Source organism: Micromonospora echinaurantiaca (assembly GCF_900090235.1).
In the GTDB taxonomy this organism is placed as follows: domain Bacteria; phylum Actinomycetota; class Actinomycetes; order Mycobacteriales; family Micromonosporaceae; genus Micromonospora; species Micromonospora echinaurantiaca.
The window spans coordinates 5369853-5393191 of sequence record NZ_LT607750.1 but is presented as its reverse complement, the minus strand read 5'-3'; the positions used below and the strand labels follow the sequence as shown (position 1 = coordinate 5393191).

Below are 23339 nucleotides of genomic sequence, written 5' to 3'. Positions count from 1 at the left end.
GTGGGCGTGGCATCTGTGGGGCGCGAGACACCGGCCGGCGACCTGCGGCTGGCCAACCTCACCAAGCTGTTCGGCATCTTCACAGCTGTCGACGACCTCAGCCTGACCATCCCGCAGGGCTCGTTCTTCGCCCTGCTCGGGGCGTCCGGCTGCGGCAAGACCACCACGCTGCGGATGATCGCCGGGCTGGAGGAACCGACCAGCGGGCAGGTGCTGCTCGGCGACCGGGACATCGCCCGGCTGCGGCCGTACAAGCGGCCGGTGAACACCGTCTTCCAGAGCTACGCCCTCTTCCCGCACCTGGACATCTTCGAGAACGTGGCGTTCGGGCTGCGCCGGCGCGGCATCCGCAAGGTCGACGACCAGGTCGAGCGGATGCTGGCCCTGGTGCAGCTCGACGGGTACGGCCGGCGCCGGCCGGCCCAGCTCTCCGGCGGCCAGCAGCAGCGGGTCGCGCTGGCCCGGGCGCTGATCAACCACCCGCAGGTGCTGCTGCTCGACGAGCCGCTCGGCGCGCTCGACCTCAAGCTGCGCCGGCAGATGCAGATCGAGCTGAAGCGGATCCAGACCGAGGTCGGGATCACCTTCGTGCACGTCACCCACGACCAGGAGGAGGCCATGACGATGGCCGACACGGTCGCGGTGATGAACGCCGGGAAGATCGAGCAGCTGGGCGCCCCGGCCGAGCTCTACGAGTTCCCGGCCACCGCGTTCGTGGCGAACTTCCTCGGCCAGTCCAACCTGCTCGCCGGCGAGGCCGCCGGCGCCGCCGGGGGCGAGGTGCCGGTCTCCGCGCACGGCTCCCGCTTCGCCGTGCCCGCGGAGCGCGCCCGGGTCGACCGGGGCCCGGTCTACCTGGGCGTACGCCCGGAGAAGCTGCACCTGGTCGGCTCCGCCGACCAGGTCCCCGCCGGGCACCAGCACGTCACCGGGGTGGTCAGCGACGCCTCCTACGTCGGGGTCAGCACCCAGTACCTGCTGCGCACCGGCTGGGGCAGCGAGCTGTCGGTCTTCGTGGCGAACAGCGGCGCGACCGCGCAGCTGCCGGTCGGCACCGAGGCGGTGGCGCACTGGGATCCGCGGCACGCCTTCGTGCTGCCCCGCGAGCCCGGCGCCGACGACCGGACCACGCCGGTGCTGGACGAACCGGTCGGGGCGTCCTCGTGAGCGTCCTGGCCCACGTACCGACCGGGTCGGGGCAGCCGGCGGCGCCGGAGCGGGCCGCCCGGTCCGGGCGGTACCGGTTCCTGCCGTACCTGCTGCTGCTGCCCGGCGCGGCCTGGCTGTTCCTCTTCTTCGCCGTGCCGCTGTTCCAGCTCGCCGCAGCGAGCCTCTACGACCCCAGCGGCTCGCTCTCCACCGGGTACGCGCTGACCTGGGCGTTCGGCAACTACCCGGACGCGTTGGCGGCGTACTGGCCGCAGTTCACCCGGTCCTTCCTCTACGCCGGGATCGCGCTGGTGCTGGCCCTGCTGATGGGCTACCCGCTGGCGTACGCCATCGCGCAGAAGGCCGGCCGGTGGAAGAACCTGCTGCTGGTCTGCGTGATAGCGCCGATGTTCACCAGCTTCCTGGTGCGCACCCTGGCCTGGAAGACCATCCTCTCCGACAACGGTTGGCTGGTCGGGCTGCTGCGTGACGTGCACCTGCTCGCCCCCGACGGCAGGCTGCTGGCCACCCCGGTCGCGGTGGTGCTCGGGCTGACGTACAACTTCCTGCCGTTCCTGGTGCTGCCGCTGTACGCGAGCCTGGAGCGGCTCGACCCCCGGCTGCTGGAGGCGGCCAGCGACCTGTACGCCAGCCCGGTGCGGGCGTTCCGCAAGGTCACCCTGCCGCTCTCGATGCCCGGCCTGGTCGCCGGCACGCTGCTCTTCTTCATCCCGGCCAGCGGCGACTACATCAACGCCGAACTGCTCGGCACCCCGAACGAGTACATGATCGGCAACGTCATCGACTCGGCGTTCCTGGTCCGACTGGACTACCCGCAGGGCGCGGCGCTGTCCTTCCTGCTGATGGCGGCGATCCTCGCGGTGGTCTTCGGCTACCTGCGCCGCGCCGGCACCGAGGAGGTCCTGTGAGCGCGAGGAGTGCAGCGCAGCGGAGCCCCGCAGTCGCGAACGAAAGGGGGGCGCCGTGAGCGCGAGGAGTGCAGCGCAGCGGAGCCCCGCAGCCGCGAACGAAAGGGGGGGCGCAGTGACCGTGGCCCACCGCATCGGTCGCTGGCTGGCCGACCACTGGGTGCTGGGCGTCGGGCTGCTGGTGCTCGGCTACCTCTTCCTGCCCATCGCCGTGGTCGCCGGCCTGTCCTTCAACCGCCCGTCCAGCCGGCTGTCGTACGACTTCCACGAGTTCACCCTGGACAACTGGCGTAACCCGTGCGCCACCTCGGACATGTGCGACGCGGTGGTGCGCAGCGTCCAGATCGGGTTCATCGCCACCGTGGTCGCCACGGTGCTCGGCACCCTGATGGCGTTCGCGCTGGTGCGGCACCGGTTCCGCGGCCGGTCCGGGATCAACGTGCTGATCTTCCTGCCGATGGCCACGCCGGAGCTGGTGATGGGCACCTCGCTGCTCGCCCTCTTCGTCTCCGCCGGGGTGCCGCAGGGGTTCTGGACCATCGTCATCGCGCACGTGATGTTCTGCGTGTCGTTCGTGGTGGTCACGGTGAAGGCGCGGCTGGCCGGGATGGACTCCCGGCTGGAGGAAGCCGCGATGGACCTCTACGCCAGCGAGTGGCAGACCTTCCGGCGGATCACCCTGCCGCTGGTGATGCCCGGCATCGTGGCCGCCGCGCTGCTCGCCTTCTCGCTGTCGTTCGACGACTTCATCATCACCAACTTCAACGCCGGCACCACCGTCACGTTCCCGATGTACGTCTGGGGCGCCGCCCAGCGGGGCATCCCGCCGCAGGTCAACGTCATCGGCACGGCGATGTTCGTGATCGCGCTGCTGCTGGTGCTGGCCAGCATGCTGCGCGGCCGGCGGGGCCGCCGCGCCGCGCTGCGGGTCGCGGCGGGCGGCGGGCCGGCGCGGCGCCCGTCATGACCGGGCCGCATCCCGGCCGGGCGCTGGCCGACGCGGTGCCCGTGCCGTACTGGCTGGACCGCCCGGAACGCCCCGACCCGCTGCCGCCGCTGACCGGCCCTGACACCGCCGACCTGCTGGTCGTGGGCGGCGGGTACGCCGGGCTGTGGACCGCGCTGCTGGCCAAGCGGGCCGACCCGAGCCGGGACGTGCTGCTGGTCGAGGCGGGCACCTGCGGCTGGGCGGCGTCCGGGCGCAACGGCGGGTTCTGCGCCGCCTCGCTCACCCACGGGCTGACCAACGGCGTCGAGCGCTTCCCGGACGAGATCGAGCTGCTGGAGCGGCTCGGCCGGGAGAACCTGGACGCCATCGCCGCGACCGTGGCCGAGTACGGCATCGACTGCGACTTCGAGCGCACCGGCGAACTGGCCGTCGCGGTCGAGCCGTACCAGCTCGACGGGCTCGCCGCCGACGCGGAGCTGGGCCGCCGGTACGGCCACGACGTGCGGCTGCTCGACGCCGACGAGGTACGCGCCGAGGTGAACTCGCCGACGTACCTCGGCGGGATGTGGGACCGGGACCGCACGGCCCTGCTCGACCCGGCGAAGCTGGCCTGGGGGCTGCGCCGGGCCTGTCTCAGCGTCGGGGTGCGGATCGCCGAGCACACCCGGGTGACCGGGCTGCGCCGCGACGGCGCGGCGCTGCGGGCCGCCACCGCCGCCGGCCGGGACGCCGCTCCGGGCAGCGTCCGCGCCGGGCGGGTGGTGCTGGCGACCAACGCGTTCCCGCCGTTGCTGCGCCGGCTGCGCGCCTGGGTGGTGCCGGTCTACGACTACGCGCTGATGACCGAGCCGCTCGCGGACGACGAGCGGCGCGCGATCGGCTGGGCGAACCGGCAGGGGCTCGCGGACACCGGCAACCAGTTCCACTACTACCGGATCACCCCCGACAACCGGATCCTGTTCGGCGGGTACGACGCCGTCTACCACTTCGGCAGCCGGATGGCCCCGTCGCTGGAGCAGCGCTGGGACACCTTCTGCACCCTCGCCGAGCACTTCTTCACCACCTTCCCGCAGCTCGACGGGCTGCGATTCAGCCACCGCTGGGGCGGGGTGATCGACACCTGTACCCGGTTCTGCCCGTTCTTCGGCACCGCGTACGAGGGGCGGTTGGCGTACGCGGCCGGGTTCACCGGGCTCGGCGTCGGGGCGACCCGGTTCGCCGCCCGGGTGATGCTCGACCTGCTCGACGGGGAGGAGACCCCGTTGACCCGGCTCGACCTGGTGCGCCGGATGCCACTGCCGTTCCCGCCCGAGCCGGCCCGGGCGGTCGGCATCAATCTCACCCGCTGGTCGCTGGCCCAGGCCGACGTGCGTCAGGGCCGGCGCAACCTCTGGCTCCGTACGCTCGATCGTTTCGGTTTGGGGTTCGATTCCTGATGCGCATCCTGCTCGTGGGGGCCGGCGGGGTCGGCTCCGCCGCGGTCGCCATCGCCGCCCGCCGTACCTTCTTCGACACGATGGTGGTCGCCGACCACGACCCGGCGCGGGCGGCCCGGGCGGTGGCCGGGCACGGTGACCGGTTCGTCGCCGCCACGGTCGACGCCTCCTCGGCCGACGCGGTGGCCGCGCTCTGCCGGGAGCACCAGATCACGCACGTGCTCAACGCGGTCGACCCGCGCTTCGTCATGCCGATCTTCGACGGGGCGTTCGCGGCCGGCGCGGACTACCTCGACATGGCCATGTCGCTGTCCCGGCCACACCCCGATCGGCCCTACGCCGAGACCGGCGTGAAGCTCGGCGACGAGCAGTTCGCCGTCGCGGACCAGTGGTCGGCGGCCGGGCGGTTGGCGCTCTGCGGCATCGGCGTCGAGCCGGGCCTGTCCGACGTCTTCGCCCGGTACGCCGCCGACGAGCTGTTCGCCGAGGTCGACGAGATCGGGGTGCGGGACGGGGCCAACCTGACCGTCGACGGCTACGACTTCGCGCCGTCGTTCTCCATCTGGACGACCATCGAGGAGTGCCTCAACCCGCCGGTGGTCTGGGAGGCCGACCGGGGCTGGTACACCACCCCGCCCTTCTCCGAGCCCGAGGTCTTCGAGTTCCCGGAGGGGATCGGGCCGGTCGAGTGCGTCAACGTGGAGCACGAGGAGGTGCTGCTGATCCCTCGCTGGGTCGACGCGCGGCGGGTCACCTTCAAGTACGGCCTCGGCAACGAGTTCATCGAGGTGCTCAGGACGCTGCACAAGCTCGGCCTGGACGGGACCGCGCCGGTGCGGGTCGGCGGGGTTTCCGTGTCGCCGCGCGACGTGGTGGCCGCCTGCCTGCCCGACCCGGCCACCCTCGGCGACCGGATGCGCGGCAAGACCTGCGCCGGCACCTGGGTGCGCGGGACCGGCCCGGACGGCAACCCGCGCGAGGTTTACCTCTACCACGTGGTCGACAACGAGTGGTCCATGCGGGAGTACGGCCACCAGGCGGTGGTCTGGCAGACCGCGGTGAATCCGGTGGTGGCGCTGGAACTGCTGGCCGCCGGCGCGTGGCGCGGGACCGGGGTGCTCGGCCCGGAGGCGCTGCCGTCGAAGCCGTTCCTGGACCTGCTCACCGGCTACGGTTCACCGTGGGGGATGGAGGAGCGATGACCCGCTACGGCCCGATGTTCGGCCCCGACGTCACCTTCCTCGGGGTGCCCCGCTGCACGCTGGACGAGCCGGCGACGTTCGCCGACGCGGACGTGGTGATCCTCGGCGCGCCCTTCGACGGCGGCACCTCGCACCGGCCCGGCACCCGGTTCGGCCCGTCCGCCATCCGGCAGGCCTGCTACCTGCCGCACGACGGCTCCCGCCCGTCGCTCGCGCTGCGCGTCGACGGCCTGCGCGACCTGCGGGTGTACGACGCCGGCGACGTGGAGATGTTCTCCGGCGACATCGAACGGTCGCTGGCTGCACTGGAGTCCGCGGTCTTCACGGTCGCCGCGGCCGGGGCGATCCCGATCGTGCTCGGCGGCGACCACTCCATCGCGCTGCCCGACGCCACCGGGGTGGCCCGGCACCACGGGCTCGGCCGGGTGTCGCTGGTGCACTTCGACGCGCACGCCGACACCGGCGACATCGAGTTCGGCTCGCTGCACGGGCACGGCCAGCCGATGCGCCGGCTCATCGAGTCCGGCGCGGTACGCGGCGACCGGTTCCTCCAGATCGGCCTGCGCGGCTACTGGCCCGACCCGCCGACCCTGCGCTGGATGGCGGACCAGCGGATGCGCTCGTACGAGATGACCGAGCTGGTGTCGCGCGGCCTGGACGAGTGCCTGACCGAGGCGTTCGGGGTCGCGGTGGACGAGTGCGAGGGGGTCTTCCTCTCCGTCGACGTGGACGTGGTCGACCCGGGCATGGCGCCGGGCACCGGCACTCCGGAGCCGGGCGGGCTGACCTCCCGGCAGCTGCTCGACGCGGTCCGCCGGTGCTGCTACGAGCTGCCGGTGGTCGGCGTCGACGTGGTCGAGGTCGCTCCGCCGTACGACCACGCGGACATCACCGCGTACCTGGGCAACCGGGTGGTGCTGGAGGCGCTGTCGGCCATCGCCCGCCGCCGCCACGACGCCGCCGGCGGCCCGCCGTGGGATCCCCGCCAACCCCTGCTCGACAACCGCTGACCCCCCCCGCGATCTTGCATTTCCTGCCCCGACCTATCGGGCTTTCTCGGGCATATCTAGGGCCTGAAGTGCAAGATCGCGGAGGAAGGGCGGGTGGCGTGTAGCAGAGGGGTGGGGGTGGTGGGGGTTGTCCACAGGGGGGTGGGTTGTCCACAGGGGTGGGTGGGACGGGGACGGGCGGGGGTGGGGTTTCGGCATATTGCCCGGCGTGGCGACTCAGCTGTGGCGCGTCGAGGACTTGTTGCGGAGCCTGACCGTGAAGCGCATCCGGACCCGGGTCAGCAAGGAGGAGCTGATCCGGGTGCGGAGAGGGATCTACGCGGCCGAGCCCTGCGGGGATGAGGATGAACTGCGGGCACTCCTGATGTGCCTGCCGGAGGGCGCTGCGTTGACCCGGCAGAGTGCCGCGCGCCGTCACGGCTTCGGTGTGCTGCGGGAGAACCAGATCCACATCCAGCTGCCACCCCATGTGCCCCGACCTCGGCTACCCGGGCTGGTCGTTCACCATTCCGTCCTACCCGTGCAACCCGTTCTCGTCGGCGGACTGCCGTGCGTTCCGGCCGCCCGCTGCGCGGTCGACCTCACCCGCACCGTGCGACGGCTCGACGCCCTGCCGGTGCTCGACGCCGCTCTCCGGTGCGGAGCGGTGACGCACGACGAGTTGGCGGCGGAGTTGCCGGCCCACCAATCCCTGCGGGGCGTGAGGCAGGCGCGCGATCTCGTGCCGTTGGCGGACGGACGGGCGGAGTGTCGCCAGGAGAGCCAGCTGCGACTGGTGCTGCTCGACGGCCGACTGCCGCCGCCCGAGCCGCAGCTGTGGGTGTACGACTCGTACGGCATCCGCCGGTACCGGCTTGATCTGGGCTATCGGCAGCGCAGGATCGGCATCGAATACGACGGAATGTCCCACCTGGACCGGGAGCGCCTTCGGCGCGACCGGGAGCGGGTGAACTGGCTCGACGCCAATGGCTGGCGGATGCGCTACTTCACCGACCAGGACCTCTACCGCCGCCCCCACCACATCATCACCACCATCCGCGCCGCCCTCTCCTAGCTCCCCGCGATCTTGCACTTTCTGCCCCGACTTTCCGGGCATTCGTTGCATCCCTAGGGCACAAAGTGCAAGATCGCGGGGGACCGGGGGGTTAGGCGAGGCGGGAGCGGATGAGGAAGCGGACGCCCTCGGGGGCTTCCAGGGAGAAGCCGCTGCCCCGGCCGGGGACCACGTCCACGGTCAACGTGGTGTGCTTCCACAGCTCCCACTGCGCCGTGGACATCCAGAACTCGACCGGCTCGGGGACCCCTTCGATCTCGAGCGCGGCCAGCAGGACGTCGGACGAGCCGGTGCGGAACTCGCCGGCCGGGTAGCACATCGGGGCGCTGCCGTCGCAGCAGCCGCCGGACTGGTGGAACATCAGCGGACCGTGCTGCCCCCGCAGCGACCGGATCAGCTCGGCCGCGGCCGGCGTCACCGACACCACGTCACCCATCAGAAGAAGCCGAGCTTCTTCGGTGAGTAGCTGACCAGCAGGTTCTTGGTCTGCTGGTAGTGCTCCAGCATCATCTTGTGGTTCTCCCGGCCGATGCCGGACTGCTTGTAGCCACCGAACGCCGCGTGCGCCGGGTAGGCGTGGTAACAGTTCGTCCAGACCCGGCCGGCCTGGATCGACCGCCCGGCCCGGTACGCGGTGTTGATGTCCCGGGTCCACACGCCCGCGCCCAGCCCGTACAGCGTGTCGTTTGCGATCTTCACGGCGTCGTCCAGGTCGGCGAAGGAGGTCACCGAGACCACCGGGCCGAAGATCTCCTCCTGGAAGATCCGCATCGAGTTGTCGCCCTCGAAGATCGTCGGCTCGACGTAGTACCCACCGGAAAGTTCGCCGCCGAGGTCGGCCCGCGCGCCGCCGGTGAGGACGCGAGCGCCCTCCTGCCGGCCGATGTCCAGGTAGGACAGGATCTTCTCCAGCTGGTCGTTCGACGCCTGCGCGCCGATCATCGTGTCGGTGTCCAGCGGGTGTCCCTGCACCACGGCGCGGGTCCGCTCGACCGCGGCGGCGAGGAAGTCGGCGTAGTGGCCCTGCTGGATCAGCGCCCGGGACGGGCAGGTGCAGACCTCGCCCTGGTTGAGGGCGAACATGGTGAACCCTTCGAGCGCCTTGTCGAAGAAGTCGTCCCGGGCGGCGCTGACGTCGTCGAAGAAGATGTTCGGGCTCTTGCCGCCCAGCTCCAGGGTGACCGGTTTGATGTTCTCGCTCGCGTACTGCATGATCAGCCGCCCGGTGGTGGTCTCGCCGGTGAACGCCACCTTCGCCACCCGCGGCGAGGACGCCAGCGGCTTGCCCGCCTCGACGCCGAAGCCGTTGACCACGTTGACCACGCCGGGCGGCAGCAGGTCGGCCACCAACGAGAGCCAGTAGTGGATCGACGCGGGCGTCTGCTCGGCCGGCTTGAGCACCACCGCGTTGCCGGCGGCGAGCGCCGGGGCGAGCTTCCAGGTGGCCATCAGCAGCGGGAAGTTCCACGGGATGATCTGCCCGACCACGCCCAGCGGCTCGTGGAAGTGGTAGGCGACGGTGTCGTCGTCCAGCTCGCCGAGGGAACCCTCCTGGGCCCGGATCGCCCCGGCGAAGTACCGGAAGTGGTCGATCGCCAGCGGGATGTCGGCGGCCAGGGTCTCCCGGACCGGCTTGCCGTTCTCCCAGGTCTCCGCGACCGCCAGGGCTTCCAGGTTCTCCTGCATCCGGTCGGCGATCCGGTTGAGGATCAGCGCGCGCTCGGCGACCGGGGTACGCCCCCACGCGTCGGCGGCGCCGTGCGCGGCGTCGAGCGCCTTCTCGACGTCCTCGGCGGTGCCCCGGGCCACCTCGCAGAAGGTCTGCCCGGTCACCGGGGTGGGGTTCTCGAAGTAGCGGCCGGAGTGCGGCGTGACGTACTCGCCGCCGATGAAGTGGTCGTAGCGGGACTGCCAGTGGGTGGGCGCGTCGTAGCGCGTCATGGTTACCTCCGCCGTCCGATCGGGTCGGGTGACGGCGGAGAAGCTAGTTTCCGGGACGTTGCAGCAACGTTGCGCGCGGCAGGTCGTACTCCCGGGAGAGCTGGTCGACCCGCGCCAGCGCGAGCGGCCGGCGTGGCGCGCCCGGCGGCGACGCCGCGGCCAGCGCCTGCCAGGCGGTCAGGTCGTCGGTGCCGGCGGGCGTCGCGGTCCAGGCCGCGAGCAGCGCCGGGTCGCGGGTGGCCAGCACGGCCGCGCGGAGCTGGCCGTCGACCAGCCGGCGCAGTCGGGTCACTCCCGGCGCGTCCGACGAGGGCAGCAGCGGTCCGGCGTACGCGTCGAGCGCGCCCGCCGGATCGCCGCGCTCCAGCAGTTCGCCGACGGTACGGAAGTCGGCCCGGACGGTCCCGCGCAGCCGGTACGGCCGGGAGTCGAGCAGGTCGGGGCCGAGGATGCGGCGCAACCGGGACAGCTCGGCGCGCAGGGTGACCGGGTGCAGCCGGTCGTCGCCGTACAGGTCGAGGCCGAGCTGCTCGCCGGTGCGCCCCTCGGGATGGTCGAGCAGCAGCACCAGCAGTTCGCTGTGCCGGCGGCCGAGCCGGATCCGGCGCCCGTCGACCCGCAGCTCCGCCTCGTCCCGGCCGAGCGCGGCGACGGTGGCCACCCCCGGCTCGACCGGCCGGTCGGCGGCGAGCTGCGCCTCGGCTGCCCGGGCGGTGGCCCGGACCAGCGCCAGGCTCTGCGGGTTGGCCAGATGGTCGCCGCCGGTGATGTCGACCGCCCCGAGCAGCCGCCCGGTGGCCGGGTCGTGGATCGGCGCGGCGGCGCAGGTCCACCGCTGCACCCGCCGGCTGAAGTGTTCGGTGGCGAAGATCTGCACGCTGTGGTCGATCGCCAGGGCGGTGCCGGGGGCGTTGGTGCCGGCGTGCGGCTCGTCCCAGCGCGCCCCGGGCACGAAGTTCATCCGCTCGGCGTGCCGGAGCACGCCCGGATGCCCCTCCACCCAGAGCAGCCGGCCGTGGGCGTCGCAGACCGCCATCAGGTGCGCGCCGTCCTGGGCGATGCCGCCGAGCAGGTCGCGGAAGAGCGGCAGCACCCGGGCCAACGGGTGGGTGGCGCGGTAGCTCGCCAGCGCGTCGTCGGTCAGCTCGACCGGTGGGGTGGACTCCGGGTCGAGCAGCGCCGCCGAGCGGCGCCAGGAGTGCGCCACCACCTCCCGCAGCCGCCGGTCGGTACGCCGGGCCGCCTCCGGCCCACCGGCCAGGAACGCCTCGTGGGCGGCGCCGACCTGCGCGATCCGCTCCGCCGGATCGACGCCGAATTCCAGGGCGAGCCACGGGTCGGCCATCGGCGACCTCCTCGCGCCCATCGTGACGCAGCTCACCCCCGATCGCCAAGTGCCGCCGGAGACGAGGGACGGACGCCCCCAGACGGCGTACCGGGGCGGCAAGCGCTCCGGCCCGGCTCGGGAGTGTTTGTCCCGGGATCGCCGCCGTGGAGGATGGCTCCTGCCGGTGTTTACAGAACCCTTAACTCCGGCCTGAGACGGTGTCCCGGACAGCGAGGAACCACGGGGAGAGCAGGCGTGCGGGTGTTGGTGGCGGACGACGAGCGGTTGCTGGCGGACACGGTCGCCGAGGGGCTGCGCCGCTTCTCGATGGCGGTCGACGTCTGCTACGACGGTGACGGCGCGCTGGAGCGGGTCGGGGTGAACCGCTACGACGTGGCCGTGCTGGACCGGGACATGCCCGGGCACACCGGCGACGAGGTGTGCCGCAGCATCGCCGACTCGGGCGCGGGCACCCGGGTGCTGCTGCTCACCGCGGCGGCCGGCATTCGGGACCGGGTGGAGGGGCTCGGGCTGGGCGCCGACGACTACCTGACCAAGCCGTTCGCCTTCGCCGAGCTGGTCGCCCGGGTGCAGGCGCTCGGCCGGCGCTCCGCGCCCGCGCTGCCGCCGGTGCTGGCCCGGCACGGGGTGGTGCTCGACGTGGCCCAGCACGTCGCCACCCGGGACGGCCACCCGCTGAACCTGAGCCCGAAGGAGTTCGCCGTGCTGCACGTGCTGATGCGCGCGGGCGGCCGGGTGGTCAGCGCGGAGAAACTGCTGGAGCAGGCCTGGGACGAGTTCGCCGACCCGTTCACCAACGCCGTCCGGGTCACCGTGATGACGCTGCGCAAGAAGCTCGGCCAGCCGGCCGTCATCCACACCGTGCCGAAGGCCGGCTACCGGATCGGCGGCCCGGAGTGACCCCGCGCCGCCGCATCCTGTTGGTGGGGGTGCTCGCCCTGCTCGTCGGCTACTTCCGGCCCGGCCTGGAGAAGTGGCTGCTGGCCACGGTGTGGCTGCGCGGCCGGGAGTTCTGCCACCTGCCGCTGCCCGGATCGGGGCTGGTGTGCCAGCCGGCGCGCGACCTCGGCGTCGCCCTGTACCCGTTGATCATGCTCGCGGTGCTGGTGGCCGCGGTGGTGGCGATCTGGGCCGCCGCGATCTGGTGCCTGCGCCCGGTGCGCGACCTCGCCGAGCCGATCGCCCACGTCGGCCCGCAGAACCTCGGGCACCGGATCCGCCGGCCGGGCCGGGACGAGCTGGCCCGGCTGACCGGGGCCATCGACGAGATGATGGAGCGGATCTCCGCCGGGTACGAGGGGCAGCGGCGGTTCGCCGCGAACGCCTCGCACGAGCTGCGCACCCCGCTGGCGGTGCAGCGGACGCTGATCGAGGTCGGCATGGCCCGGACGCTCACCGGTGAGCAGCTGGAGCTGCTGACCGCCCAACTGCTGGAGACCAACGAGCGCAACGAGCGGCTGATCGAGGGGCTGCTCACGCTCAGCGAGAGCGACCAGGGCCTGCGCTCGCGTACGCCGCAGCGGCTCGACGAGATCGTGGCCGGAGTGCTGGCCGGCTACCAGGACCGGGCCCGGGAGGCGGGCGTGACGATCGACAGCCACCTCACACCCCGGGTGGTGCCCGGCGAGCGGGTGCTGCTGGAGCGCCTGGTCAGCAACCTGGTGGAGAACGCGATCAAGTACAACCGGCCGGGCGGCACCCTCACCGTCGCGGTCGGCGGCACCCCCGCGCTGACCGTGGTGAACACCGGTCAGGTTGTGCCGGCCGAGGCGGTGGCCGGCCTCTTCGAGCCGTTCCGGCGGCTGGCCGCGGACCGTACCGGCCACGGCGGCGGCGCGGGCCTCGGCCTGGCCATCGCCCGCTCGATCACCCAGGCGCACGACGGCATCATCGCCGCCCGACCCGCCGAGTACGGCGGCCTGCGGGTCGAGGTCCGACTGCCGCACTGACCCGGCCGACCGGCCGGCACACAACCAGCGACGCCCCGCGGGGGCCGCATGAAGCGGCACCCCCTCCTCCGGCGTGCCCGGAAACCGGCGCCGCCCCGACCTGCGACCCGGTACGGCCAGGCGCCCAGCCGCGCCCGCCGACCACGAAGACGGAAGGAGACGAGATGTCCCGCATCGATGAGCCGGCCCCGGCCGTCCCGGTCCGGGCCGACGTCGAGGAGGCCGCCCGCCGGCTGTCCGGCCAGGTGGTGCGCACCCCGGTGCTGCGCTCCCCGGCGATCGACCGGCTGGCCGGCGTCCGGGTGCTGATCAAGGCGGAGAACCTCCAGCACGGCGGCTCGTACAAGATGCGCGGCGCGTCGCTGGCGGTCGGCCGGCTCGCGGCCGGCGGGCACGGCGGCGTCGTCGCGCAGAGCACCGGCAACCACGCGGTGGCGGTGGCGCTGGCGGCGCGCCGGCACGGGCTGGCCGCCACCGTGGTGCTGCCGGCGGACGCGGCGCCGACAAAGGTCGCCCGGGCGCGGGCGGCCGGGGCCCGGATCGTGCTGGCCGACACCGCCGCGGAGCGGCTCGCGTTGACCCGCGAAATCAGCGCCGCCACCGGCCACCCGGTCGTCGACGCGTACGACCACCCGGACGTGATCGCCGGGCAGGGCAGCGCCAGCCTGGAGCTGATCGAGGACGCCGAGCGGGCCGGCACCCCGCTGGACGCGCTGGTGCTGCCGGTCGGCGGCGGCGGTGGGGCGGCCGGCGCCTGCCTCGCCGCCACCGGCCGGCCGATCGAGTTGTACGGCGTGGAGCCGGTCGGCTGCGACTCGCTGGCCCGGAGCCTGGCCGCCGGCCGGCCGACCCCGGTCCCGCCGGCGCCGACGATCGCCGACGGGCTCCGGCCGGCCTGTGTGGGCGAGCTGCCGTTCGCCATCCTGCGCACCGCGCTGCGCGGGGTGGTCCGGGTCGACGACGAGCAGATCGCCGCGGCGTTCCGGCTGCTGCTGCTGGAGCTGAAGGTGCTGGCCGAGCCGTCCGGGGCGGCCGGCCTGGCCGGCGCGCTGCGGATCGCGGCCGACGGCCGGCACCACACCGTCGGCGTGGTGCTGACCGGCGGAAATGTCGAGGCGGAGCTGGTGGCCCGGTTGGCGGCCGACCGGTTCGCCGAGGTCACGAGTGTGGAAGGGGCAGCGGCATGAGTGCGCCGGTTCGGATCGGAATCCTGTTCGGCGGCCCGTCCGCGGAGCACGAGGTGTCCTGCGCCTCGGCCCTCGGGGTGGCCCGGGCCCTGGCCGGCGGCGGCTACCGCACCGTCGCCATCGGGGTGACCCGAACCGGGGGCCTGCGGCTGGTGCCGGACGCCGTGCTGGCGGAGCTGCGCGACGGCGCCGGGGCGGACCGGGCCATCGACGACCGGCTGACGGTCACCGGGCCGCCGGTCGAGCTGCGGGCCGGCCGCCGGCCCGGCACGGCCGTGGTGACCGCGGCGAACGCGTCCGGCGCGGTGCACGCCGAGCTGGACGTGGTCTTCCCGGTGCTGCACGGCCCGTTCGGCGAGGACGGGGTGGTCCAGGGACTGCTCGAGTCGCTGGGCGTGCCGTACGTCGGGTGCGGCATCCTCGCCGCCGCGGTCGGCATGAACAAGGTGGCGATGAAGCGGGCACTGCGCGCCGAGGGGGTGCCGATCACCCCGCACGTGGCGTTCGACGCGCAGACCTACCGGGCCGCCGACGACCCGGAGAAGCTGGTGGTGGGGCTGCGACGGCCGCTGTTCGTCAAGCCGGCCAGCATGGGCTCGTCGATCGGCATCTCCCGGGTGGCCGAGGGCGACGACCCGGCGGCCGCGATCGAGGAGGCGCTGCGTCACGACCAGCAGGTGGTGGTCGAGCAGGGCGTCACCGGCCGGGAACTGGAGTGCGCGGTGCTCGGCGGGTGGCGGCCCGAGGCGTCGGCGGTGGGCGAGGTCCGGGTCTCCGGCGGCTGGTTCGACTACCGGCAGAAGTACTTCGGCGACGCCGACCCGATGATCGTCCCGGCGGTGCTGCCCGGGGAGGTGACGGACCGGATCCGGGAGCTGTCGCTGCGGGCGTTCGCCGCGATCGGCGGCTGGGGGCTGGCCCGGGTCGACTTCCTCTACGACGAGGCGGCCGGCGAGCTGTACGTCAACGAGCTGAACACCATGCCCGGCTTCACCGCGCACTCGATGTATCCGAAGGTGTGGGCGGCGGTCGGCGTCGGCTACCGGGAGGTCGTGGACCGGCTGGTGGAGCTGGCCTTCGCCCGCCACGCGGAACGCGCCGCCACCGCCAGCGCCGCCACCGCGACCGCCAGTGCCGCCACCGGGGAGCCGCGATGATCCTGCTCGCCGATCCCCGGGTGGCGGCCGTGCCCAGCGCCGACGACGGCGACCCGCTGGTGGACCTGCGCGACCTGCCGGAGCTGCGGCTGGACCCCCGGGCGGCCGATTCCGCCAGCGCGTACGCCCGGGTGCGGCGCGGGGTCGCGGACCGGCTGCTGGCCGCGCAGCGTGCGCTGCCGGCCGGCCTGCGCCTGCTGGTCGTCGAGGGGTACCGGCCGTACCGGGCCCAGTTGGAGATCTTCACCGGCTACCGGGAGGAACTGCGCCGGGCGCACCCGGACTGGCCGCCGGAGCGGCTGCACCGGGAGACCACCAAGTTCGTCTCCCCGGTCGAGGTGGCGCCGCACAGCACCGGCGGGGCGGTCGACCTGACCCTGTGCAGCGAGGACGGGGTCGAGCTGGATCTCGGCACCGAGATCGACGCCACCCCGGAGGCCAGCGCCGACGCCTGCTTCACCGACTCGCCGGCCGTCTCGGCCACCGCCCGGCGGCACCGGCGGATCATGGGTGCCGCCCTGCGCGGGGCGGGCCTGGTGAACTACCCGACTGAGTGGTGGCACTGGTCCTACGGCGACCGCTACTGGGCGTTGCTGACCGGTGCCCCGCACACCCGCTACGGCCCGGTGTGACCGGGCGGGGCGCTCAGCGGAAGGCGTCGGCGTGCGCGCGGGCCCAGTCGGCGAAGGTACGCGGCGGCCGGCCGAGCAGCCGCTGCACGGTGTCGGTGACCGTGTACGCGACCGGTGGCGGGTCGCCCTGCCAGGACGCGAGCAGGTCGATCAGTTCCTCGTCGTAGCCGGCCTGCCGCCACCGGGCGCGGGCCTGCTCCTCGGTCAGCTCGACGAAGCGCAGCTCGCGGCCGGTCGCCGCGGCGACGGCGGCCAGCCGCTGGCGCGGGGTGAGCGCCTGCGGGCCGGTGAGGGTGTACGCCTGACCGGCGTGCCCCTCGCCGGTGAGCACCTCGGCCGCGACCGCGCCGACGTCGGCCTCGTCGACCACGGCGGCGCGCACGTCGGCGAACGGCTCGCGTACCTCGCCGGCGGCGCGGATCGACTCGGTCCAGTGCAGGGTGTTGCTCATGAAGTCGACCGGCTGGAGCATCGTCCACTCCAGACGGCCGGCCCGGACGGCCTCCTCGACCGGGCCGGCCTTGCCGTTCCACAGCACGGCCAGCCGCCGGACGCCGGCCCGTTCCGCCAGGGCGACGATCTCCGGCCCGGTACGCAACGTGGCGTAGTCGTCACCGGCGGCGGTCAGCAGGTGGACGCCGACGACCCCCTCGAAGGCCGTCCGGAGAGTGGCCGGGTCGGTGAGGTCGCCGGCCACCACCTCGGCCCCGGCCGGCAGCACCGTCGCCCGGGCCGGATCCCTGGTCAGGGCCCGTACCGGCACCCCGCGCGCCAACAGTTCGGACACCACGTGCCGGCCGGCCCTGCCCGTCGCGCCGGTCACCAGATACGTCATCGGATCCCTCCTTGATCGCCGTTCCGACGCTAGGACCTGAAGCCGACTTCAGGTCAACTTCCGGATCGCGGTGAACGGTGCAGCGCTCCCAGTCCGTACCAGGCGCCGTAGGAGACACCGACGACGGGAGAGACAACGGTGAGGGTGCAGCGGAAGCACGTGCTGGCGGCGGGCGTGGCGGTGGTCGCCTCGGCGGTCGTGGCGGTGGGCACCGGGCTCGGGTTCGCGGACAGCGCGCCGGCGCGCGCCTCGGTGTGCCAGGGCTCGGTGACCTTCTCGGCCGAGGGTGGTGCGCCGGCGGCGACCAGCGACCGGTTCCCGGTAGGTACCCGGCTGCGGGTGACCAACCTGGACAACAACCGGTCGGCGACCGTCACCGTGACCGGCCCGTCGGGCAGTTGCGTGCTGCTCAACGCGGCCGCCATGGAGCTGGTGCGGGAGCCCGGCAAGAACGTGATCCGCCGCAATGTGGTCGAGCGCCTGGACGGCGGTGGCGCGGCCCAGCCCGGTGGTGGCGTGGCCCAGCCGGGCGGCGGTGCGGCCCAGCCGGGCGCGGGGCAGCCCGGTGGCGGTGCCGTCTCGGCCTGCCCGGGTTCGGTGACCTTCTCGGCCGAGGGTGGTGCGCCGGCGGCGACCAGCGACCGGTTCCCGGTGGGCACCCGGCTGCGGGTGACCAACCTGGACAACAACCGGTCGACCACGGTGACGGTGACCGGCCCGTCCGGCAGTTGCGTGCTGCTCAACGCGACAGCGATGGACCAGGTGCGCGAGCCCGGCAAGAACGTGATCCGGCGCAACGTGGTCGAGGTGCTCCGCTGACCGGCCGGGCGGCTCCGCCGAGCTGATCGGGCAGCTCCGCGGGCCGGCCCGGCAGCCGAACGGCCCCTCGCGTGCGGCGAGGGCCCGTTCGGCTGTACGACCGGCGACGGCCGGCTCACCGGCTCTCCCGCGGGCTTCGTCCGGCCTCAGCCGGGGAAAGCCGCCTCCAGGATGTCCAGGCCCCGGCGCAGCTCGGCGGCGGAGATCACCAGCGGGGGCAGGAAGCGCAGCACGTTGCCGTACGTGCCGCAGGTGAGGGTGAGCAGGCCGGCGGCGTGACAGGCCGCCGACACCGCCGCCGTGGTGGCCGGATCGGGGGTCAGCGTGCCGGGCTGGACGATCTCCACGGCGAGCATCGCGCCCCGGCCGCGTACCTCGGCGACCACCCCGGTGCGCTCGGCGATGGCCTGCAGCCGGGGCACCATGGTCGCCTCGATCCGCCGGGCGGCGGCGGCCAGGTCCAGCTCGTGCATGGTCTCGATGCTGGCCAGGGCGGCGGCGCAGGCGAGCGGGTTGCCGCCGTACGTGCCGCCGAGGCCGCCGACGTGCACCGCGTCCATCAGCTCGGCCCGGCCGGTCACCGCGGCCAGCGGCAACCCGCCGGCGATGCCCTTGGCGAGGGTGACCAGATCTGGCTCGACCCCCTCGTGCTGGCAGGCGAACCAGTCGCCGGTACGGCAGAAGCCGGTCTGGATCTCGTCGGCAACGAACACCACCCCGGCGGCGGTCGCCCACTCGCGCAGCGCCGGCAGGAACCCCGGCGCCGGTACGACGAACCCGCCCTCGCCCTGGATCGGCTCGATCAGCAGCGCCGCCACGTTCTCCGCGCCAACCTGCTTCTCCACCAGCTCGATCGCCCGGGCGGCGGCCTCCGCGCCCGGCAGGCCGCCGTCGCGCAGCGGGTACGACATCGGCACCCGGTAGATCTCCCCGGCGAACGGCCCGAACCGGTGCTTGTACGGCATGTTCTTCGCGGTCAGCGCCATGGTCAGGTTGGTCCGGCCGTGGTACGCGTGGTCGAAGACCACCACCGCCGGCCGCCCGGTGGCGTGCCGGGCGATCTTCACCGCGTTCTCCACCGCCTCGGCGCCGGAGTTGAACAGCGCCGAGCGCTTCTCGAACCCGCCCGAGGTGAGCGCGTTGAGCTGCTCGCAGACCGCCACGTACGACTCGTACGGCGCCACCATGAAGCAGGTGTGGGTGAACCGCTCGACCTGGGCCCGGACCGCCTCCACCACCCGCGGGGCGGAGTTGCCGACGTTGGTCACCGCGATGCCGGCGGCGAAGTCGATCCACTCCCGCCCGTCGACGTCGGTGAGCGTGCCCCCGCTCGCGCTGTCCACGTAGGACGGGATGACGCTGCCGACCCCCCGGGCGACCGCCGCCCCGCGCCGCTTGTGCAGCTCCTCGCTCGACGCCATGGGTCAGCCCTCGATGTTGTGCATGACGTGCTTGATCCGGGTGTAGTCCTCCAGGCTGTAGACCGAAAGGTCCTTGCCGTGCCCGGAGTGCTTGAAGCCGCCGTGCGGCATCTCGGAGATGAACGGGATGTGCGTGTTGACCCAGACGCAGCCGAAGTCGAGCCGCCGGGTCATCCGCATCGCCCGGCCGTGGTCCCGGGTCCAGACCGAGGCGGACAGGCCGTACTCGACGCCGTTGGCCCAGCGCACCGCCTCGTCCTCGTCGGTGAACCGCTGCACGGTGATGACCGGCCCGAACACCTCGTCCTGGATGATCTCGTCCTGCTGGCGCAGGCCGGAGACCACGGTCGGGGCGTAGAAGTAGCCGCGCTCGCCGAGCTGCGAGCCGCCGGTCTCGACGTTCGCGTGGTCCGGCAGCCGATCCACGAAGCCGCGCACCCGGGCCAGCTGGTTGGCGTTGTTCAGCGGGCCGTAGAGCACGTCCTCGTCGTCCGGGGCGCCGGTCTTCGTGTTGCGGGCCTGCTCGGTGAGCGCCGCGACGAAGTCGTCGTGGATGCCGGGGCCGGCCAGCACCCGGGTCGCCGCCGTGCAGTCCTGCCCGGCGTTGAAGTAGCCGCCGACCGCGATCGCCTCGGCCGCCGCCGCCACGTCCGCGTCGTCGAAGAGCACCACCGGTGCCTTGCCGCCCAACTCCAGGTGGGTCCGCTTGAGGTCCGGCGCGGCCGCGGCGGCCACCTCCATGCCCGCCCGGGTCGAGCCGGTGATCGACACCAGCTGCGGGGTCGGGTGCGCGACGAGCGTACGACCGGTGTCCCGGTCGCCGCAGACCACGTTGAACACACCGGGCGGGAAGAACTCGGCGGCGATCTCGGCCAGCAGCAGCGTGGACACCGGGGTGGTGTCGGACGGCTTGAGCACCACCGTGTTGCCGGCGGCCAACGCCGGGGCGATCTTCCAGACCGCCATCATCAGCGGGTAGTTCCAGGGCGTCACCTGCGCGCAGACGCCGATCGGCTCGCGCCGCACGTACGACGTGTGGCCGGCCAGGTACTCGCCGGCCGAGCGCCCCTCCAGCAGCCGGGCCGCGCCGGCGAAGAACCGGAACTCGTCCACCGCCGGCGGCAACTCCTCGTCGGCGGTGAGCTGGCGCGGCTTGCCGGTGTTGCGGACCTCCGCGTCGACCAGTTCGGCCGCCCGGGCCTCGACCGCGTCGGCGAGCTTGAGCAGCGCCTTCTGCCGTTCCGCCGGGGTGGCGTCCCGCCAGCTCTCGAACGCGTCGGCGGCGGCCTTCATCGCCGCGTCCACGTCGGCGGCTCCGGAGACCGGGGCCTGCGCGAAGACCTCACCGGTGCAGGGGTCGATCAGGTCGGCGTAGCCGCCGTCCACCGGCTCGACGTACTCGCCGTTGACGAAGTTGCGCAGCTTCTGCTGGTCACTCATGACTCGATCTCTCCGAAGGGGGGCCGGGGGTACGGGTCTGCGGCGGTAATCGCAGTCTGTGTGCCATCTTCGCTACTGAATTCGCGGCAGACAAGGGCTAACGCGACTGTATCCGTCGACAGGTTGGTGGTCTAGGCTGCTCAGCGTGGAGCCCGTTGCCTTCTATGTCGCCGGCCGCCCCGCCCACGGCGAGAGCGAGCTGACCGTGCACCACCCGTACGACGGTCGGGCTGTCGGTCGTACCACCCAGGCCACGCCCGACCAGGTCGAAGCAGCCGTCGCCGCGGCGGCCGAGGTGGCGGCGGCGGCCGCGGCCCTGCCCGCACACGCCCGCGCGGCGGCCCTGGACCACGTCTCCCGGCGGCTCGCCGAGCGGGCCGACGAGGTGGCCCGGCTGATCACCGCCGAGAACGGCAAGCCGCTGAAGTGGGCCCGGGCCGAGGTGGGGCGGGCGGTCTCCACGTTCCGCTGGGCGGCCGAGGAGGCACGCCGCTTCTCCGGCGAGCTGCAACGACTCGACACCGACCCCGCCGCCACCGGGCGGATCGCCCTGGTGCGGCGGGTGCCGAAGGGGCCGGTGCTGGGCATCGCGCCGTTCAACTTTCCGCTCAACCTGGTCGCGCACAAGGTCGCGCCGGCCATCGCGGTGGGCGCCCCGATTATCGTGAAGCCGGCGCCGGCCACCCCGCTGTCGGCGCTGCTGCTCGGCGAACTGCTCGCCGAGACCGAGCTGCCGGCCGGGATGTTCTCGGTGCTGCCGCTGCCCAACGAGCGGGCCGCCGAACTGGTCGCCGACCCGCGGCTGCCGGTGGTCTCGTTCACCGGCTCCGGGCCGGTCGGCGCGGCGATCCGCCGGTCGGTGCCCGACAAGCACGTCACCCTGGAGCTGGGCGGCAACGCCGCCGCGGTGATCTGCGAGGACTGGAACAGCGACGAGGATTTGACCTTCGCGGCGCACCGGATCGCCACCTTCGCCAACTACCAGGCCGGGCAGTCGTGCATCGCGGTGCAGCGGGTCTACGTGCACGAATGGCTCTACGACGGCTTCCTGCCCCGGCTGGTCGCCTCGGTGCAGGAGCTGCGCACCGGCGACCCGTCCGACGAGCTGACCGACGTCGGGCCGCTGGTGTCCGAGGACGCCGCGCGCCGGGTCGAGGCGTGGGTGGACGAGGCGGTCGCGGCGGGCGCCACCATCGAGGTCGGCGGCCGGCGGAAAGAGGCGACCTACCCGCCGACCGTGCTGTCCGGGGTGCCGGCGGACGCCAAGGTGAGTGCCGAGGAGGTGTTCGGGCCGGTGCTGGTGGTCGCCCGGGTGGAGAACGACGAGGCCGCGTTCGCCGCGGTCAACGACTCGGCGTACGGGTTGCAGGCCGGCGTCTTCACGCACAGCCTCCAGACGGCCTTCCTCGCCGGCCGGACGCTGGAGGTGGGCGGGGTGATCGTCGGCGACGTGCCGTCGTACCGGGCCGACCAGATGCCGTACGGCGGGGTGAAGGGCAGCGGCGTCGGGCGCGAAGGGCTGCGCAGCGCGATGGAGGACTACACCGAGCCGCGGGTCATGGTGCTGACCGGCTTGTCGCTGTAGCTCACCAGGTGCCGTCGTCGCGGACCCGGGCCGGGGCGCGCCCGAGCAGCAGCGTGGTCAGCGCCGCGTCGACATCCGCGCCGAGGAACCACTCGCCGGCCTGATCGAGCGCGAAGACCCGGCCGTGCTCGTCGACGGCGATGATGCTGTCCTGCCGCTCGGTGCCGATCGGAAAGAGCCGCGCGCCGAGCACGGCGGCGAAGTCGGCCAGGGTGTCGGCGGTGTGCGCGACCTGCCGCGGCCGGAGGTCGAACCGGGAGATCCACACCTGCTCGCCCGGACCCCGGCGCGCGCCGACCAGGCTGGGGAACTCGGTGAGGGTCGAGGTGGCGGCCGGGAAGGCGGCGTGGCGGTGGGCCCGCCCGCGCACCGCGCTGACGTCCCGGACGGCCGAGGCGGCCACGATCATGTCGCCCTCGTGCGGGCGCCAGCCCGCGGCCACGAGCGCCTGCGCGACGTCGGGCGGAAAGCGACCCGGCGCCGGATCCGGCTGCGGCTCTGGTCGCCAGGGCACGGTGTAGCCCCGCTCGGACCACGGTAGGACGTTGAACTCGACCAACGCGTCGACGCACGAGTCACACGGGCGGTCGGCGGGGCCGCCGTGCGGGTCACCCGGCTCCCGCACCCGGAACACCTCGAACCGGGCCGACCGGAGGAGATCCCGCGCCTCGGCCATGCCCATCGGCGCGATGCCCTCGGCGGCGCGGCGGTGGTCGTACTCGTGCAGGACGTCGGAGACGACGACGAGTTCGGCGTGCCGGTCGCCGCCGCGCACCAGGTGACCGGGCGACAGGCCGTCGAGGTATCGCCGGACCAGCGGGTGGTGGTGCAGCGTGAGGTCGCCCTTGGCGCCCCGGGCGGTGAAGATCCGGCCGTCGATGGTCAGGTGGGCGGCCGTGTCCGGAGTGGGGATCCGGCGGATCTCACGGTGCAGGCGGCCGGCCGGGGCGACGGTACGCGGGGCGGTCGGCCGGGCCGACCGGCTGCGCCGGTACATCTCCGCCACCGTCGGGACCGGCACCCGGGGCCAGGTGGTGATCTCGCCCGTCTCCTTGTCGACCACGGTGGTCGGCAGGTCGCCCGGCACCGTCCGCGCCGCCAACGCCACTGTGGACGTAATGACGTAGCCGAGGTCGAACTCGTCGACCGTCGGGGTGCACTCGTATCCCAGTCGCTGTGAGTCGCGGCGGGCCCACACAGCGGCGAGCTGCTCGGCCTGATGACGGTCGATCACCCCTCCGAACCTACCGGACAACGCGATTCCGTGGCAGCCGGTATGGTTCGCCCTACTGACGG

Annotated in this window: 21 protein-coding genes; 14 read left to right on the top strand and 7 right to left on the bottom strand. The window is 73.4% G+C overall.

The window, feature by feature from the left end; all coding sequences use genetic code 11:
* Window positions 1-6: 6 nt before the first annotated feature.
* The 7 genes from GA0070609_RS24250 (at window position 7) to GA0070609_RS24215 (ending at window position 7729) form a co-directional block, all read left to right on the top strand.
* The gene (locus GA0070609_RS24250) at window positions 7-1167 is read left to right on the top strand and encodes an ABC transporter ATP-binding protein (protein ID WP_088997939.1); all 1161 of its coding nucleotides are present in this window, start codon (window positions 7-9) and stop codon (window positions 1165-1167) included.
* A complete protein-coding gene (locus GA0070609_RS24245) occupies window positions 1164-2078 on the top strand; it encodes an ABC transporter permease (RefSeq protein ID WP_088995914.1) in 915 nt (304 codons plus the stop codon). Before GA0070609_RS24250 ends, GA0070609_RS24245 begins: the two co-directional genes overlap by 4 nt.
* 115 nt (window positions 2079-2193) lie before the next feature.
* Window positions 2194-3045, top strand: coding sequence for an ABC transporter permease (locus tag GA0070609_RS24240; protein ID WP_231928408.1), 852 nt, complete (start codon window positions 2194-2196; stop codon window positions 3043-3045).
* The gene (locus GA0070609_RS24235; protein WP_088995913.1) at window positions 3042-4463 is read left to right on the top strand and encodes an NAD(P)/FAD-dependent oxidoreductase; all 1422 of its coding nucleotides are present in this window, start codon (window positions 3042-3044) and stop codon (window positions 4461-4463) included. The genes GA0070609_RS24240 and GA0070609_RS24235 overlap by 4 nt, the downstream gene beginning before the upstream one ends.
* Entirely contained in the window at window positions 4463-5665 is a 1203-nt protein-coding gene (locus GA0070609_RS24230) for a saccharopine dehydrogenase family protein (RefSeq protein WP_088995912.1), read from the top strand. The genes GA0070609_RS24235 and GA0070609_RS24230 overlap by 1 nt, the downstream gene beginning before the upstream one ends.
* Window positions 5662-6675, top strand: coding sequence for an agmatinase (gene speB, locus GA0070609_RS24225; RefSeq protein ID WP_088995911.1), 1014 nt, complete (start codon window positions 5662-5664; stop codon window positions 6673-6675). The genes GA0070609_RS24230 and speB overlap by 4 nt, the downstream gene beginning before the upstream one ends.
* 208 nt (window positions 6676-6883) lie before the next feature.
* Entirely contained in the window at window positions 6884-7729 is an 846-nt protein-coding gene (locus tag GA0070609_RS24215; RefSeq protein ID WP_231928407.1) for a DUF559 domain-containing protein, read from the top strand.
* Between the two features lie 91 nt (window positions 7730-7820).
* On the opposite strand, the gene GA0070609_RS24210 is transcribed toward GA0070609_RS24215, so the two are convergent.
* Genes GA0070609_RS24210 through GA0070609_RS24200 form a run of 3 tightly spaced genes read right to left on the bottom strand, consistent with a single transcriptional unit; the run spans window position 7821 to window position 11015 of the window.
* On the bottom strand, window positions 7821-8165 hold the full coding sequence (locus tag GA0070609_RS24210) for a DUF779 domain-containing protein (RefSeq protein WP_088995909.1): 345 nt from the start codon (window positions 8163-8165) through the stop codon (window positions 7821-7823).
* A complete protein-coding gene (gene adh, locus GA0070609_RS24205; RefSeq protein WP_088995908.1) occupies window positions 8165-9670 on the bottom strand; it encodes an aldehyde dehydrogenase in 1506 nt (501 codons plus the stop codon). Before adh ends, GA0070609_RS24210 begins: the two co-directional genes overlap by 1 nt.
* 43 nt (window positions 9671-9713) lie before the next feature.
* Window positions 9714-11015 (bottom strand): GAF domain-containing protein, encoded by a 1302-nt coding sequence (locus GA0070609_RS24200; protein WP_088995907.1) that lies wholly within the window; start codon window positions 11013-11015, stop codon window positions 9714-9716.
* A gap of 237 nt (window positions 11016-11252) precedes the next feature.
* On the opposite strand from GA0070609_RS24200, the gene GA0070609_RS24195 reads away from it, so the two are divergent.
* The 5 genes from GA0070609_RS24195 (at window position 11253) to GA0070609_RS24175 (ending at window position 15943) form a co-directional block, all read left to right on the top strand.
* Window positions 11253-11918 (top strand): response regulator transcription factor, encoded by a 666-nt coding sequence (locus tag GA0070609_RS24195; protein WP_088995906.1) that lies wholly within the window; start codon window positions 11253-11255, stop codon window positions 11916-11918.
* Window positions 11915-12967 carry a sensor histidine kinase gene (locus GA0070609_RS24190; RefSeq protein ID WP_088995905.1) on the top strand — a complete coding sequence of 351 codons (1053 nt, stop codon included), beginning with the start codon at window positions 11915-11917 and terminating at the stop codon, window positions 12965-12967. The genes GA0070609_RS24195 and GA0070609_RS24190 overlap by 4 nt, the downstream gene beginning before the upstream one ends.
* 164 nt (window positions 12968-13131) lie before the next feature.
* Window positions 13132-14154 carry a threonine ammonia-lyase gene (locus GA0070609_RS24185; RefSeq protein WP_088995904.1) on the top strand — a complete coding sequence of 341 codons (1023 nt, stop codon included), beginning with the start codon at window positions 13132-13134 and terminating at the stop codon, window positions 14152-14154.
* A complete protein-coding gene (locus GA0070609_RS24180; RefSeq protein WP_088995903.1) occupies window positions 14151-15311 on the top strand; it encodes a D-alanine--D-alanine ligase family protein in 1161 nt (386 codons plus the stop codon). The genes GA0070609_RS24185 and GA0070609_RS24180 overlap by 4 nt, the downstream gene beginning before the upstream one ends.
* Window positions 15308-15943: a M15 family metallopeptidase gene (locus GA0070609_RS24175; protein ID WP_088995902.1), complete on the top strand. Its 636-nt coding sequence runs from the start codon at window positions 15308-15310 to the stop codon at window positions 15941-15943. The genes GA0070609_RS24180 and GA0070609_RS24175 overlap by 4 nt, the downstream gene beginning before the upstream one ends.
* A 13-nt stretch (window positions 15944-15956) precedes the next feature.
* Here GA0070609_RS24175 and GA0070609_RS24170 read toward each other — a convergent pair whose 3' ends face one another.
* Window positions 15957-16778, bottom strand: coding sequence for an NmrA family NAD(P)-binding protein (locus GA0070609_RS24170; protein ID WP_088995901.1), 822 nt, complete (start codon window positions 16776-16778; stop codon window positions 15957-15959).
* Window positions 16779-16916: 138 nt separating this feature from the next.
* Here GA0070609_RS24170 and GA0070609_RS24165 point away from each other — a divergent pair, with 138 nt between their 5' ends.
* Complete coding sequence (locus GA0070609_RS24165; protein ID WP_088995900.1) at window positions 16917-17597, top strand: RlpA-like double-psi beta-barrel domain-containing protein; 681 nt, start codon at window positions 16917-16919, stop codon at window positions 17595-17597.
* 146 nt (window positions 17598-17743) lie between these two features.
* Here the strand turns inward: GA0070609_RS24165 and gabT are convergent, their stop codons facing one another.
* Together gabT and GA0070609_RS24155 are read right to left on the bottom strand one after the other, a co-directional pair.
* Window positions 17744-19018 carry a 4-aminobutyrate--2-oxoglutarate transaminase gene (gabT, locus tag GA0070609_RS24160; protein ID WP_088995899.1) on the bottom strand — a complete coding sequence of 425 codons (1275 nt, stop codon included), beginning with the start codon at window positions 19016-19018 and terminating at the stop codon, window positions 17744-17746.
* Window positions 19019-19021: 3 nt separating this feature from the next.
* Window positions 19022-20458 (bottom strand): gamma-aminobutyraldehyde dehydrogenase, encoded by a 1437-nt coding sequence (locus tag GA0070609_RS24155; RefSeq protein ID WP_088995898.1) that lies wholly within the window; start codon window positions 20456-20458, stop codon window positions 19022-19024.
* A gap of 145 nt (window positions 20459-20603) precedes the next feature.
* Here GA0070609_RS24155 and GA0070609_RS24150 point away from each other — a divergent pair, with 145 nt between their 5' ends.
* The gene (locus tag GA0070609_RS24150) at window positions 20604-22043 is read left to right on the top strand and encodes an aldehyde dehydrogenase family protein (RefSeq protein WP_088995897.1); all 1440 of its coding nucleotides are present in this window, start codon (window positions 20604-20606) and stop codon (window positions 22041-22043) included.
* A gap of 1 nt (window position 22044) precedes the next feature.
* On the opposite strand, the gene GA0070609_RS24145 is transcribed toward GA0070609_RS24150, so the two are convergent.
* A complete protein-coding gene (locus GA0070609_RS24145; protein ID WP_088995896.1) occupies window positions 22045-23277 on the bottom strand; it encodes an SUKH-3 domain-containing protein in 1233 nt (410 codons plus the stop codon).
* Window positions 23278-23339 lie beyond the last annotated feature (62 nt).